We start from the raw sequence: 14042 nt of genomic DNA, 5'->3' as shown, positions 1-14042 counted from the left end.
CTCTTTTGGGAAAAGCTTAGACCCGATTCCAACACAGGTGACACCTGCTTTGAACCATGCTGTAATGCTCTCTTTAGTTGGTTCCACTCCACCTGTTGCCATTATTTTGGTCCATGGCATAGGCCCCACTCTTTCACCTCCTCTAAGTATGTGCCTGGTTCCCACTCCATATTTTCTAAGGTCAGAAATGCACCAATTGGCAATATCATTCTCGGGCAGACGGGTAACAAATTCAACAGGAATACCATAGTTTGCGAGTGATACTGCTACATTAGCCTCTCCTCCTCCAAAGGTTGAAATGAGACTTTCAGACTGAATGAATCTCTTATATCCCGGGGTGGCTAGTCGTAACATTATTTCACCAAATGTAACTACTTTCTGCATATTACTTGATCTGTGTTATGAGAGGGTTATCGATTATCTCTTTCTGTCTTTTCAGAAACTCCTTCCATTTTTCAAAGCTATTGAATCCTGCTTTACTCCACCCTCCTCCGGCATAATAACTGTATTCATCTCCAGGCTTATAACTATTTATACCCAGGTAGTGGCCATTTGAGACTTTAATAACATCAAACCTTTCAGGATTGATAGCAGCGGTGTAAATTGTTCCGTTTATTGAATCTGAGGGAGTTTCATAAGCAATAATACCTTTATTGTCTCCATAAATTGCATCTGATTCAACCATTTCAGGGTTCTCCTCAGGAATAACTATTCCGGTTGCCAGATCTATAATTTCCCTGTTGGTATAGAAAATATTGGTTACTCTGTTAAAATAAGAGTAAGCATCCAGAGAAATTACACGGGTCTCCACTATCTCATTGTTTCCTGCAAAATAGGGTTCGTATGTCAATCTGAAAGTGATCCTTAATGGTCCATTATCCAGTATTTCATAATTAATAAAATTATCACCTAAACAGAGAGTATCATTAAAAAATGGAGCAGTCATTCCAAGACCCAGCGTCCTGCCCACCTTATAGAAGTCCAGTCCTTCTCCATTATCAGTATGATATGAAGCTATATTTGACAAATCATTCTTATACCACTTATCAATTATCAGTTCTTCAGTCTTTTTTGCCCAGAAATCCATTCCATTGCTAATTTCGCCTGTAGACTTGAGTGCCGGACCGTATATCCTGAATGCAGTACGGTTATTCTCCCATGCAAAATCATCTTTTCTCTCCGGTACTAATCTGCCATATACAAGTGGCTCAAACTGTTCCGGCTGACCCTTGGAAATAGTATAAACCGATTCCCCTTCTGCTTTTACGGATACAGGAAAAATAATCGACTCAATATTACTTCTGCCATTTATAATCAGCTGATATATTACCTGTTTTTTGTTTATGTCTGTAACAATTACTCTCTCTCCCTCTTTTATGGATAGTATTTCCTGAACCCTATTCCATTCGATCTCTGTAATCTCATTATCTCTGTCAAATGGACTCGGATTTTTAATTACAACATCAATCTTATTATGTCCCGTTGTGCAACCTGAGATAATTGCTATTAAGATTATAAGTAATACTGTTCTCATATTTTATAAGTTTATGGAACATTAAGGTTGTCTTCCTATATAAGCTAGAATACCGCCATCGACATATAATATGTGGCCATTAACAAAGTCAGATGCCCTGGAAGCCAGAAAAATTGCCGGACCTGAAAGATCTTCAGGTATACCCCATCTCTCTGCAGGTGTTTTTGAGATTATAAATGAGTCGAAAGGGTGGGGACTACCATCTGCCTGTTTTTCTCTAAGTGGTGCTGTTTGTGATGTAGCAATGTAGCCTGGACCAATTCCATTTACCTGTATATTATATTTTCCCCATTCAGCTGCAAGTGTTCTTGTGAGCATTTTCAAGCCTCCTTTTGCAGCTGCATACGCAGATACAGTTTCTCTGCCCAGTTCACTCATTAATGAGCAAATATTAATTATTTTACCTCCCCCACGTTTTATCATTGCAGGAGCAACTGCTTTTGATAAGATAAAGGGGGCAACAAGATCAACATCAATTACCTCTTTGAACTCCTCCACTTTCATATCTACAGCAGGTATGCGTTTAATTATTCCGGCATTATTCACTAAAATGTCTATCTCGCCAATTTCTCTGATTATGACATCAATCATATTATTAACAGCAAACTCATCTCTAACATCACAAACAAATCCAAATGCATCTATTCCAAGTTTGTGATATTCCTCAATTCCCTTTTTCATAGAAGATTCATTTGAGCTGTTGAATGCAATCTTTGCTCCTGCATTGGCAAGTGCAACCGCCATTTGAAAACCAATCCCATGGGCAGCACCAGTGACAAGGGCAACTTTATTCTTTAAAGAAAAAATATCCATAAATATATTATTCCTTGGTTTGTGTTATACTCTTCATGAGTATTGATTATTTAAGATCTGTGATTTTTGAGAAATCCTGATCTCCATAGTCCAGATTTTCTCCCGCCATACCCCAGATAAATGTATAGTTAGATGTTGCTGCCCCTGAGTGAATAGACCATTCAGGAGAAATAACAGCCTGATCACCTTTCATCCAGATATGCCTGGTTTCCTGCGGCTCGCCCATGAAATGACATACAGCCTGACCTTCAGGTACCTCAAAATAGAAGTAGGCTTCCATTCTGCGCGAATGTGTATGAGCAGGCATAGTATTCCAAACACTTCCGGGTGCAAGTTCAGTCATCCCCATCTGAAGCTGGCATGTTGGCAATACCTGATTAACTATCATCTTATTTATAATTCTATGATTAGCGGTCTCAAGCGACCCCAATTCTGCAACTTCAGCATCTGCCCTGGTGACTTTTTTGTCAGGCCAATTACGATGAGCTGTGGCTGAGTTGAAGTAGTACTTAGCAGGAGTGGAAGGATCGATGCTCTCAAAATATACTTCTCTGTCACCAGCTCCTAGATAAAGTGCTTCTTTATAATCCAGTTCATAAGATGTGTCACCGACTTTAATTTTTCCTTTTCCTCCAACATTAAAGATGCCTATTTCACGATTACGCAGGAATATTGGTTGCTTGAGTGGATCTATCGATTCAAGTTGCAGATTTTCTTTCACTGGCATTGCTCCTCCTACTACAAGACGGTCATGCATTGAATATACCATATTTACTTCGTCAGCTTTAAATAGGTTTTCGATTAAAAACTCTTTTCTTAATCTTTCAGTATCATAAGATTTTGCATCTGAAGGATGTGCTGCATACCGTAGTTGATAATTTGTTTTCATATGATAAAAGTTATCGATTCAATATTAGCTTAAAATGCGGTAACTGTATGCTAAAGTTTAGCAAGAAATGTGTACGTACACAAAAATACAAATTATTCTTAATCGGACAAGTTAAATAGGAAAAATTTTAAAAAACAGTGAAGATTTGCAATTATAAGTGTACCTACCTCTTACTTTGCTCTTATATGAGCCTTACCTGCTCCTTTGATTCCTTATATGAATAAGGAGCTGGAAAGACCAATTCAGGGGTTAGGGTATAATCTGATAGATATTAGTTAGTAATAATCAGCGAAGTAAATTGTTGAATCTTTTATAATATTCTATGGTTTCCTTAGTAATGATATCAAGCTGCATATAATTTTCTAAAGTAACACTTTTCCTGAAAATCAGATATTCAAGCAATGTTTTCATTGCATAAAATCCCTGATATTCCGGGCCTTGACCGATAAGGAAATCGATTTTTCCATTTTTAAGGGCAGCACTATTTGGGATAGTCACATCCATGCAAATTACCTTTACATTCTCTATACCATTATTTGCCAGATATTCAGAAACAATGCTGCCTTTTGAGTTCATAACTACGATACCACCTACATTTTCATGATTTTTAAAGAAGCTTGACAGATGTTTTTCATTTTCTTCCGGTTGTGCAACCGAAAAAGGTATTGTTATAACCTGATTATTCTTTTTACCTTCATAGAGATAATCAGTAAAACCTTTTTTTCTTAGGATGGTGGTATTAGCACTGCAGTCACCGGTTCTTACAGCCTGTAAAAGTCCAATATTTGCCTCTTCTGGTATAATTGATGTAATAAGATGAGCTATGAGTCTTCCCACCTTATAATGATCTGCAGAAAAGAATGCCAGTGGTGAAGTCTCTTCTATTGTTGAGTCAACGAAAATATAAGGTATGCTCCTCTCATCTAATTCATTACACAACTCTATGGTCTCTTCTTTAAAAGTAGGTCCAATTATTAATGCATCCATATCAAAACTGGAAATCTTTTCGAAGACATTCCTGCAAGAATAAATGTCATACTGATTGTATGTATAAACATGGAGATCTACCTTGATATTCTCATACTCTTCAAGAGCGTTACGTATGCCATTGTGTATACTTTCCCAGTATGCACCTTCAGAGAACTGGGGGGTTGTAACAACTATTCTGTATTTTCTTTTAAGAGATAGTGAAGATACATGCATGTTGGGTTTATAGTCAACCTGCTCAAGAACTTTTTCAACTGCCTTGCGGGCATCGTCCGAGACGTTCCCCCTATTATGTAGTACCCTGTCAACCGTTCCGGCTGAGACACCTGCCATCTTTGCAATATCTTTTATACGGATTTTCTTTTCCATTAATAGGTGCTGATATATAATAAATTATAACCTGTTTAACTTAAAATTGATAAAAATGAACATTAAGGGTATAAAATTAAGTTTTTGATTTTGTAATATTCAAATTATTTGTACATTTGTGTACGTACACAAAAATAGTTTTAATATTTCATTTATAAAACAAATATTGAAATATTTTTCATACTACTTTTCAAGTATGTTTATTACTCATTAATTGATTTTCGTTACATAATCAGCACAGTATCCATTTTAATTTTTACCATATGAAAAATTTTATACATGAAGACTTTCTACTCCAAACAGATACTGCCAAGTATTTATATCATGAACATGCTGAGAATCTGGGTATAATCGACTATCACTGTCATCTTAATCCTAAAGAGATTGCAGAGAATCATCAATTCAATAGTATTACAGAGCTTTGGTTGGGGGGTGATCATTATAAATGGAGATTGCTCAGGGCAAATGGTGTTGATGAAAAATATATTACCGGTGATGCAACTGATTGGGAGAAATTTGAAAAATGGGCAGAGACTATTCCTTATACTATGAGGAATCCTATGTATCACTGGACTCACCTGGAACTTAAACGTGTTTTTAATATTGATAAACTATTAAACACTGAATCGGCTCGTGAAATTTTTGATAAAGCAAATGAGATGCTGAAGAGGCCCGAATTTTATGCACGTGGACTTATGAAGAGGTTTGCCGTTGAGGTAGTTTGTACAACTGACGACCCGCTGGATTCACTTGAATATCACAAGCAGATAAAGGAAAGTGGTTTTGAAATTAAGGTTTTACCTACCTGGCGTCCGGATAAATCCATGGCTGTTGAAAATGGTGAGGTCTTTAGAAAATATATAGAAGTATTAAGTGAGGTATCCGGTATAACAATAAATTGTTTTAATGATTATCTCTCAGCACTAAAAAATCGCCATGATTATTTTGAGTTAAACGGTTGCAAGTTAGCTGACCATGGTATTGATAATTTTTATTCTGAGCCATGCACAGAAGAGGAAGTAAACAGGATATTTGATAAGATTTACAGTGCAAAAGAGATTCTTACAGGTGAGGAGGTTCTGAAGTTTAAATCAAAGATGTTATATGAAAATGCACTTCTGAACAATTCTAAAGGGTGGGTGCAGCAGTTTCATTATGGAGCTATCAGGAATAACAACAGTAAGATGTTTAAGCTTTTAGGGCCTGATTCCGGCTACGACTCAATAAATGATGTTAGTGATGTAGCCCTTTCATTATCGCGTTTTTTTAATTCTTTGGAGAGGGTCAACAGTCTTGCCAAATCAATCATATATAATCTGAACCCAAGAGACAACTACCTGATTGCATCAATGATAGCAAACTTTCAAGATGGCTCAGTTCCTGGAAAAATTCAATTTGGCTCAGGCTGGTGGTTTCTTGACCAAAAGGATGGAATGGAAGATCAGATGAATATTCTTTCTACGCAAGGACTGTTAAGTCGCTTTGTAGGGATGTTGACAGATTCACGAAGCTTTGTTTCTTATCCACGTCATGAGTATTTCCGCAGGATTTTATGTAATCTTATAGGAAAAGATGTGGAGAATGGACTGCTGCCTTCTTCCGAGATGGATTTTCTTGGAAAGATGGTTGAGGGGATCTGTTATTACAATGCTAAAAGATATTTCAATTTCTGATCTATCGCTTTTGGAGGACTGTTTTGCGAAATAGTGGAATCTGAGCAAAACAGTATCCTATAAATTTGCAGTAAAAACTTTTAAACATATATCTATGTACGAATTGTTTAATATAAAAAATAGAATAATTGCTATTACCGGAGGTACCGGTGTATTAGGTGCTTCAATGGTTGAGTATCTCGCAGCTCACGGGGCTAAAGTAGCTGTTTTGGCAAGAAACAAAGAGAAAGGAGATAAGCTGATACATAGAGTTATAGCAGATGGAGGAGATGCTGTTTTTCTTCAGACTGATGTGACGGATGAGAAAATCCTTGAACATAATGCACAGGATATTGTAAACAGATATGGAAAGGTTGATGTATTGATTAATGGTGCCGGAGGTAATATGCCGGGAGCTACAATTGGACCGGGAAGTACAATATTTGACCTGAAAAGTGATGATTTCAGGAAGGTTGTGGATCTTAACCTTATGGGTACTGTAATCCCTACTCTTGTATTTGCAAAACATATGGTAAAGGAGAAAAAGGGAAATATAGTAAATATCTCGTCAGCTTCTGCATTGCGGCCTCTTACTCGTGTAGCTGGTTATGGTGCTGCTAAAGCAGCTGTTACTAATTTTACAAAATATTTAGCAGGAGAGCTTGCAATAAAATTTGGTGAAGATTTTAGGGTAAATGCCTTGTGTCCCGGATTCTTTATTACAGAACAAAACAGAGCGCTTCTGACCAATTCTGATGGATCTTACTCCGATAGAGGAAATACCATTATTGCTCATACACCATTCCGCAGATTTGGTCTGCCCGAAGATCTCCTTGGAACACTTCACTATCTTGTAAGTGATGCTTCCAGATTTGTGACAGGAACGGTAGCAATAGTAGATGGAGGATTTGATTCTTTTAGTATCTGAATAAATTATCACTGTTATGTCTCTTAAATTAAGAAAAGAATTCAAATATTCACTGGTTGTACCCACAAGTATGGGGGTGAGAATAACACCTGTGAACAGTCAGCCTGTACAAAGCACCAATATGTTTCAGATGCAGGCAACAAGTGCTGAAACAAATGTTGCAAGTATTTCCTCATATCTGGGATTGCCGGTTAAGGTGTTGACTAACTTTGTAAAGGGAAGTCCGATAGCCTCATTTATTAAAGCTAACCTGAGGGCAAGAAATATGGAGTATGAAGGTCCCGAAGTTCCACAGGGTGGGCCATGGGGTTATCGTCATCAGTTCAATATTGCAGACAGTGGATTTGGATTAAGAGGTCCTCGTGTTCATAACGACCGTGCAGGTGAGGTGGGAAGAGTGTTGAATGTTAAGGATTTCGATCTTGAGCGGTTATTTATGAAGGATGGTGTTCAGATTGTGCATCTTTCCGGATTAATTGCTGCATTATCGCACGAGACAAGTGAGTTTTGTCTTGAAATAGCTCGTTTCGCGAAAAAACATGGAACAGTTATATCATTTGATCTTAATTACAGGGCCTCTTTTTGGGAAGGTAGAGAGGATGAACTCAGGAAAGCTTTCACAGAGATTGCTTCTCTTTCTGATATCCTGATAGGAAATGAGGAGGATTATCAACTCTGTTTAGGTGTTCAGGGACCGGCAGCGGGTGGCGAAAATATTGAAGATGCAATTGGTGCATTTAAAGGTATGATTCTTAATGCAAACAGAGCTTTTCCTAATGTAAAGGTCTTTGCTAATACACTAAGGGAAGTGATTAGCGCCAATGAACATCTGTGGGGAGCAATTGTTTATGAAAATGAAAGATGGCACGAGGCTCCGCTACGGACAATTAATGTGATTGACAGAATTGGAGGAGGTGACGGATTTGTAGGCGGGTTACTATATAGTATACTAAAAGGTATGGATCCGGAAAAGTGGATTCAATTTGCCTGGGCAAGTGGTGCCTTAGCTACAACTTTTCTGACTGATTATGCTCAACCGGCTGATGAAAATGTAATTTGGAGTATCTGGGAGGGTAATGCAAGGGTTAAGAGATAAATAAAAAAAAATAATATGAAAGAAAAAGCAGATATAGGACTGATAGGTTTAGCAGTAATGGGTGAAAATCTAGTCCTTAATATGGAGGATAAAGGTTATACAGTTTCTGTTTTTAACCGCACTGTAGATAAAGTAGATGCATTCGTTAAGGGTCGTGGTAAAGGTAAAAAATTTATTGGGGCCTCTACACTTGAAGAGTTTGTTGATTCAATAGAGAGACCAAGAAAAGTGATGTTGTTAGTGAAAGCAGGTAAACCTGTTGACGATTTCATAGAAAAACTTATTCCTTTGTTGGAGCCGGGTGATATTATAATAGATGGAGGAAACAGTCATTTTCCGGACACTATGCGTAGAACAGAGTATGTTGAAAGTAAAGGTCTTTTATATATAGGTTCTGGTGTATCCGGAGGCGAAGAGGGTGCATTAAAAGGACCCTCTCTTATGCCTGGAGGCTCACCTGAAGCATGGCCTCATGTGAAAGAGATATTTCAGGCCGTAGCCGCAAAGGTTGATAATGGAGTACCTTGCTGTGACTGGGTAGGAGAGAATGGAGCTGGGCATTTTGTGAAGATGGTGCATAACGGAATCGAATATGGAGATATGCAGATTATCAATGAAGCTTATCACCTTATGAAAGATCTGCTGGGTATGGATGCTTTTGAGCAGCACGAAGTTTTCAAAAAATGGAACCAGGGAGTACTGGACTCTTATCTGATAGAGATAACAACTGATATATTGGCATATAAAGATGAAGATGGCTCTCCATTAGTAGAGAAAATACTTGATACTGCCGGTCAGAAAGGTACAGGAAAATGGACTGCCGTAACTGCATTGGAACTAGGTATTCCTCTCACTCTTATTGGAGAGTCTGTTTTTTCAAGATGTCTTTCTGCACAGAAAGATCTCAGGGTAAAAGCATCTAAGCTATTAACCGGTAAAAGTCCTGATTTCAAGGGGGATAAGGAGCAGTTTATTAATGATCTTGAACAAGCAATTTATGCATCTAAGATTATCTCATATGCACAGGGTTATGATTTGATGATGGAGGCTGCAAAAGAGTATAAGTGGAATCTCAATTATGGAGGTATTGCACTTATGTGGCGAGGAGGATGTATTATACGTTCCCGATTCCTTGGAGATATTAAAAATGCATTTGACAATAATCCTAAGCTGGAGAATCTGTTGCTCGACCCATTCTTTAAGGATGCAGTTCAGGTAGCTGAAGAGAGCTGGCGCAGGGTATGTGCAACAGCGCTCTTGAATGGAATTCCTGTGCCTGCATTATCTTCCGCTTTAGGGTATTATGATGGTTTCAGAAGTGAGCGCCTTCCTGCAAACCTATTGCAGGCTCAAAGAGATTATTTCGGAGCTCATCAGTATGAGAGACTTGATAGTCCGCGTGGAAAATTCTTTCATACCGACTGGACTGGCAGGGGTGGCAGCACTGCTTCCACTACTTATGATGTATAAACATATCAAAAAAGATGATTTATTTCGAATATGGCTCCACTCAGACAAGTTTATCGAATGATGATCTTAGAAGAGGACTGACTAAGGCATTGGATAGATTGGGTGAACGGCATAAGGTGCTTGCCGTTCCGCCCGATTATACTCGCCTGCCAAGTAAAGCGGGAGAACTGACCAGATTTTCATGGGAGTATTATGGTGAGAGGCTGACAGATATTCTTCCTGCACTTGGGACACACACTCCAATGACTGACAGACAGATAACCCATATGTTTGGTGATATACCAAGGAGCCTGTTTAGAGATCACGACTGGCGAAATGATGTTATGACTCTTGGAGAGGTGCCATCGGAGTATGTGAAATGGATTTCCGAAGGCAGGGCTGACTTCTCATGGCCTGCTCAGGTTAACAAACTTATTATAGAAGGAGGGTTTGACCTGATACTTTCTATTGGTCAGGTTGTACCTCATGAAGTTGTGGGAATGGCCAATTACAATAAGAATATTCTTGTAGGAACAGGTGGAAGTGAAGGTATTAATAAAAGTCACTATTTAGGTGCAGTTTATGGTATGGAGCGAATGATGGGGCGCTCAGATACTCCTGTTCGCCGTGTATTCAATTATGCTACAGAGAAATATCTGGCTGAATTGCCAATAGTATATGTTCTTACCGTTGTAGGAGTAAACAGTAAAGGTGTTGAGCAAACTTTTGGTCTTTTTATAGGTGATGATACGGAAGTGTTTGACAGAGCAGCCAAACTGTCACTTGAAGTCAATTTTGTGATGGTGGATAAGCCTCTGAATAAGGTGGTTGTCTGGCTCGACCCGGAAGAGTTCAAGAGTACATGGCTTGGAAATAAATCAATTTATCGTACCAGAATGGCAATTGCTGATGGGGGTGAACTAATTGTGATTGCACCAGGATTGAAAGAGTTTGGAGAAGACAGGGAGATTGACAGGTTGATACGTAAATATGGTTATCATGGGACACCATTCACACTAAAGGCAGTATCAGAAAATAGTGAATTAAGAGAGAATCTGAGTGCTGCAGCGCATCTTATTCATGGATCTTCAGAAGGAAGATTCTCTATTAAATATTGTCCGGGTAAAGAGTCATGGAATCTTACAAAAGAGGAGATCGAAAGTGTGGGATTTGAATATGGTGATATTGATGAAGCAATTAAAAAATATAATCTTCCATCTCTGAAAGAGGGATTTAATATAATTCCCGGAGGAGAAGAGATATATTATATTTCTAGTCCGGCTTTAGGTCTATGGGCCTATAAAGATCGGTTTAAATAACAAGAAGCATTTTACACAAATTGGGATTACCAATCTATTGAGTAGGATATAAATACCAGAGAATCGAAAGACAATAATTTAAAAATATCATGACAACAAGAAGAGATTTCATAAAAAGTGCTGCTCTGGCTTCAGCCGGACTGGCAATTGGAACTGTTAGTAACAAAATGAATGCAGCAAGCTACAGTAGAATAGTGGGAGCCAATAAGAAGATTAATCTGGCACATATAGGAATAGGAAACAGAGGCTGGGAGATTATAGAACAGTTTGATAATACAGGTCTTGCAAATGTGGTGGCTCTGTGTGATGTTGATTTGGGTGCTGAACAGACAAAAAAAGCACTTGCAAAGTTTCCTCACGCCAGACGATTCAAGGATTTTAGGGAGATGTTCGATAAAATGGGCAATGAGATTGAAGCAGTAGCTATTGCAACCCCTGATTTTGCTCATTTCCCCGCAGTTATGATGTCAATGACCTATGGAAAGCATGTTTATGTTGAGAAACCACTAAGCAGAACCTTTTATGAATCAGAATTATTAATTAAAGCTGCTAAGAAGTATCCGAAAGTTGTCACACAAATGGGAAACCAAGGTCATTCTGAAGCCAACTATTTCCAGTTTAAAGCATGGACTGAAGCTGGAATAATTAAGGATGTTACTGCAATTACTGCTCATATGAATAATGCCAGACGCTGGCATGGATGGGATACAAATATAAAGCATTTCCCAGCAGCTGAGCCTATACCTGAAACTCTCGACTGGGATACATGGCTGATGTCACGTGACTATCATGCTTACAATAAAGATTTTCATAATGGTCAGTGGCGTTGCTGGTATGACTTTGGAATGGGTGCTTTGGGCGACTGGGGTGCGCATATTATTGATACTGCACACAGATTTCTTGATCTTGGTTTGCCTGAAGAGATTACTCCTTTGAAGCTTACAGGACATAATGATTTCTTTTTTCCGATGTCAAGTACAATTGAGTTTAAGTTTCCTAAGCGTGGTGATATGCCTCCTGTAGTAATTACATGGTATGACGGAGTTGATAATATTCCTCCTGTTCCTGAAGGTTATGGAAAGATGGAACTTGATCCAAATATTCCAGCAGTAGCAGGAGGGAAGATACAGCCTGCCAGATTAAATCCGGGAAAGGAGATATATAGTAAAGAGTTAACATTCAAAGGTGGATCACATGGAAGCATCTTAACTATTATACCAGATGAAAAGGCTAAAGAGTTGGAAAAGAGTCTTCCAGAAGTTCCGGAAAGCACCTCTAATCACTTTGCGAACTTCCTTCTTGCCTGTCAGGGAAAAGAACAGACCAGGTCACCTTTTGAGATCTCAGGCCCTCTAAGTCAAGTATTCTGTCTTGGAGTAGCAGCACAGAGGTTAAATAGAAAAATAGTTTTCGACAGGGATACAAAGCGAGTAACAAATGATGCTTTTGCCGATGCTTTCCTTATAGGAGAGCCTCCCAGAAAAGGCTGGGAAGATTTCTACAAAATATAATGATGATGAATAACTGATAAATAAATAAAAACATAAAACAATGAAGAAAAACATTTTAATGTTAATTGCTGTATTTATGATATTAGCTTCATGCAAGCAGCAAGGCCCGGAATGGAAAGATCTTTTTAATGGTAAGAATCTTGATGGATGGGTGAAATTGAATGGTACCGCAGAATACAGGGTTGAGGATGATATGATTGTAGGTGTTTCCGAGATGAATACACCTAACACATTTTTAGCTACAACTGAGACCTACGGTGATTTTATTCTTGAGTTTGATTTCAAGGTTGATGATGGTTTAAATTCAGGTGTACAGTTCAGAAGCTTAAGTTTACCTGAATACAATAATGGACGTGTGCATGGATATCAGTTTGAGATAGATCCATCAGATCGCTCCTGGACAGGTGGAGTTTATGATGAGGCACGGCGTGGTTGGATTTATCCTATGAACTACAATCCTGAAGGTGAGAATGCATTTAAAAAAGGAGAGTGGAACAGTGCCCGCATTGAAGCTATTGGTAATTCAATACGTACATGGGTTAATGGTGTTGAATGCGCTAATTTGCTTGATAATACAACTACAGAAGGGTTTATTGCATTGCAGGTGCACTCTATCAATAATGAAGAGTTGGCCGGCAAAACTGTATCCTGGAGAAATATTAGAATTCTCACTGACAATCTGGAGCAATATAAAACGCCTGTGAATAGTAATGTGAAGCAACTTAATCAGATTGCCAATACAATTTCTGAGCTTGAAGCATCAGAAGGTTGGGAGCTGCTTTGGGATGGTAAAACAACCAACGGATGGCGTGGAGCTAAACTTGATGAGTTCCCAGAGAAAGGCTGGGTAATAGAAGATGGAATCCTTAAGGTTCTTAAAGGAGACGGTGGTGAGTCAACAAATGGGGGTGATATAGTAACAACAAAGCCTTATAAAAACTTTATGTTGAAAGTTGATTTCAGAATCACTGAAGGTGCTAATAGTGGAATAAAATATTTTGTTGATACAAATTTAAATAAGGGAGAAGGTTCAGCTATTGGATGTGAGTTTCAAATACTTGATGACAGGAATCATCCAGATGCAAAATTAGGGATAAATGGTAACAGAACTTTAGGTTCACTTTATGATCTTATTGCTGCTCCCGAAGATAAACCGTTTAGAAGTGGATTTTTTAATACAGCTATGGTGGTTGTGCAGGGAAACCATGTTGAACACTGGCTAAATGGTGTAAAGATAGTTGAGTATGAGAGGAATACTGAAGAGTGGAATGCACTCGTACAAACAAGCAAATATAAGGATTGGCCTAATTTTGGCAACGCTGAAGAAGGTCTGTTGCTTCTTCAGGATCATGGAGATGAGGTATGGTTTCAAAATATAAAGATTAAAGTACTTGAGTAATATAGCAGATCGACAGGGGGATATTTAATTATCTCCCTGTTTTTTTAGTCGTCAGAAAAGATATCGATATTCCTTATCTATCATAAAATAAATCTC

The 14042-nt window shown here is 38.4% G+C and carries 12 protein-coding genes; 7 read left to right on the top strand and 5 right to left on the bottom strand.

The annotated features are described in order from the left end of the window. The 5 genes from PHO43_RS07395 to PHO43_RS07375 form a co-directional block, all read right to left on the bottom strand. Window positions 1–384, bottom strand: a 384-nt coding sequence (locus PHO43_RS07395) for a PfkB family carbohydrate kinase (RefSeq protein WP_288011773.1), incomplete at its 3' end; no start/stop codon positions are given. A 1-nt stretch (window position 385) separates the two neighbouring features. Continuing rightward, window positions 386–1534: a BT3233 family polysaccharide utilization protein gene (locus PHO43_RS07390; protein ID WP_082057414.1), complete on the bottom strand. Its 1149-nt coding sequence runs from the start codon at window positions 1532–1534 to the stop codon at window positions 386–388. 21 nt (window positions 1535–1555) lie between these two features. Next, window positions 1556–2347 (bottom strand): gluconate 5-dehydrogenase, encoded by a 792-nt coding sequence (locus tag PHO43_RS07385; protein WP_045090614.1) that lies wholly within the window; start codon window positions 2345–2347, stop codon window positions 1556–1558. A gap of 46 nt (window positions 2348–2393) precedes the next feature. Then, a complete protein-coding gene (kduI, locus tag PHO43_RS07380; protein ID WP_045090615.1) occupies window positions 2394–3236 on the bottom strand; it encodes a 5-dehydro-4-deoxy-D-glucuronate isomerase in 843 nt (280 codons plus the stop codon). A gap of 285 nt (window positions 3237–3521) precedes the next feature. Next, window positions 3522–4592 carry a substrate-binding domain-containing protein gene (locus PHO43_RS07375; RefSeq protein ID WP_053827001.1) on the bottom strand — a complete coding sequence of 357 codons (1071 nt, stop codon included), beginning with the start codon at window positions 4590–4592 and terminating at the stop codon, window positions 3522–3524. A 263-nt stretch (window positions 4593–4855) separates the two neighbouring features. Here PHO43_RS07375 and uxaC point away from each other — a divergent pair, with 263 nt between their 5' ends. From uxaC to PHO43_RS07340, 7 genes are all read left to right on the top strand, one after another. After that, a complete protein-coding gene (gene uxaC, locus PHO43_RS07370; protein WP_288011770.1) occupies window positions 4856–6265 on the top strand; it encodes a glucuronate isomerase in 1410 nt (469 codons plus the stop codon). Between the two features lie 94 nt (window positions 6266–6359). Further along, complete coding sequence (locus tag PHO43_RS07365; protein WP_045090618.1) at window positions 6360–7172, top strand: SDR family oxidoreductase; 813 nt, start codon at window positions 6360–6362, stop codon at window positions 7170–7172. Between the two features lie 16 nt (window positions 7173–7188). Continuing rightward, window positions 7189–8268, top strand: a complete 1080-nt coding sequence (locus PHO43_RS07360; protein ID WP_045090619.1) for a sugar kinase — start codon at window positions 7189–7191, stop codon at window positions 8266–8268. A 15-nt stretch (window positions 8269–8283) separates the two neighbouring features. Beyond that, window positions 8284–9738, top strand: a complete 1455-nt coding sequence (gnd, locus tag PHO43_RS07355) for a decarboxylating NADP(+)-dependent phosphogluconate dehydrogenase (protein WP_045090620.1) — start codon at window positions 8284–8286, stop codon at window positions 9736–9738. Window positions 9739–9752: 14 nt separating this feature from the next. After that, window positions 9753–11036 (top strand): nickel-dependent putative hexonate epimerase, encoded by a 1284-nt coding sequence (locus tag PHO43_RS07350; RefSeq protein ID WP_045090621.1) that lies wholly within the window; start codon window positions 9753–9755, stop codon window positions 11034–11036. Between the two features lie 89 nt (window positions 11037–11125). Then, window positions 11126–12547, top strand: a complete 1422-nt coding sequence (locus PHO43_RS07345) for a Gfo/Idh/MocA family oxidoreductase (RefSeq protein ID WP_288011768.1) — start codon at window positions 11126–11128, stop codon at window positions 12545–12547. 40 nt (window positions 12548–12587) lie between these two features. Continuing rightward, window positions 12588–13946 carry a 3-keto-disaccharide hydrolase gene (locus tag PHO43_RS07340; RefSeq protein ID WP_288011766.1) on the top strand — a complete coding sequence of 453 codons (1359 nt, stop codon included), beginning with the start codon at window positions 12588–12590 and terminating at the stop codon, window positions 13944–13946. Window positions 13947–14042 lie beyond the last annotated feature (96 nt).

It is taken from the genome of Lascolabacillus sp. (genome assembly GCF_028696275.1).
GTDB classification, from domain to species: domain Bacteria; phylum Bacteroidota; class Bacteroidia; order Bacteroidales; family Dysgonomonadaceae; genus Proteiniphilum; species Proteiniphilum massiliensis.
The sequence above is the reverse complement of the archived record's forward strand: the minus strand, read 5'-3'. Positions and strand labels throughout refer to the sequence as shown.

What these genes read in the sequence shown, in the direction of transcription:
- uxaC (WP_288011770.1), top strand. Translation starts at nt 4,856, where the DNA reads ATGAAAAATTTTATACATGAAGACTTTCTACTCCAAACAGATACTGCC.
- kduI (WP_045090615.1), bottom strand. Translation starts at nt 3,236, where the DNA reads ATGAAAACAAATTATCAACTACGGTATGCAGCACATCCTTCAGATGCA.
- PHO43_RS07345 (WP_288011768.1), top strand. Translation starts at nt 11,126, where the DNA reads ATGACAACAAGAAGAGATTTCATAAAAAGTGCTGCTCTGGCTTCAGCC.
- PHO43_RS07360 (WP_045090619.1), top strand. Translation starts at nt 7,189, where the DNA reads ATGTCTCTTAAATTAAGAAAAGAATTCAAATATTCACTGGTTGTACCC.
- PHO43_RS07390 (WP_082057414.1), bottom strand. Translation starts at nt 1,534, where the DNA reads ATGAGAACAGTATTACTTATAATCTTAATAGCAATTATCTCAGGTTGC.
- PHO43_RS07375 (WP_053827001.1), bottom strand. Translation starts at nt 4,592, where the DNA reads ATGGAAAAGAAAATCCGTATAAAAGATATTGCAAAGATGGCAGGTGTC.
- PHO43_RS07365 (WP_045090618.1), top strand. Translation starts at nt 6,360, where the DNA reads ATGTACGAATTGTTTAATATAAAAAATAGAATAATTGCTATTACCGGA.
- PHO43_RS07385 (WP_045090614.1), bottom strand. Translation starts at nt 2,347, where the DNA reads ATGGATATTTTTTCTTTAAAGAATAAAGTTGCCCTTGTCACTGGTGCT.
- gnd (WP_045090620.1), top strand. Translation starts at nt 8,284, where the DNA reads ATGAAAGAAAAAGCAGATATAGGACTGATAGGTTTAGCAGTAATGGGT.
- PHO43_RS07340 (WP_288011766.1), top strand. Translation starts at nt 12,588, where the DNA reads ATGAAGAAAAACATTTTAATGTTAATTGCTGTATTTATGATATTAGCT.
- PHO43_RS07350 (WP_045090621.1), top strand. Translation starts at nt 9,753, where the DNA reads ATGATTTATTTCGAATATGGCTCCACTCAGACAAGTTTATCGAATGAT.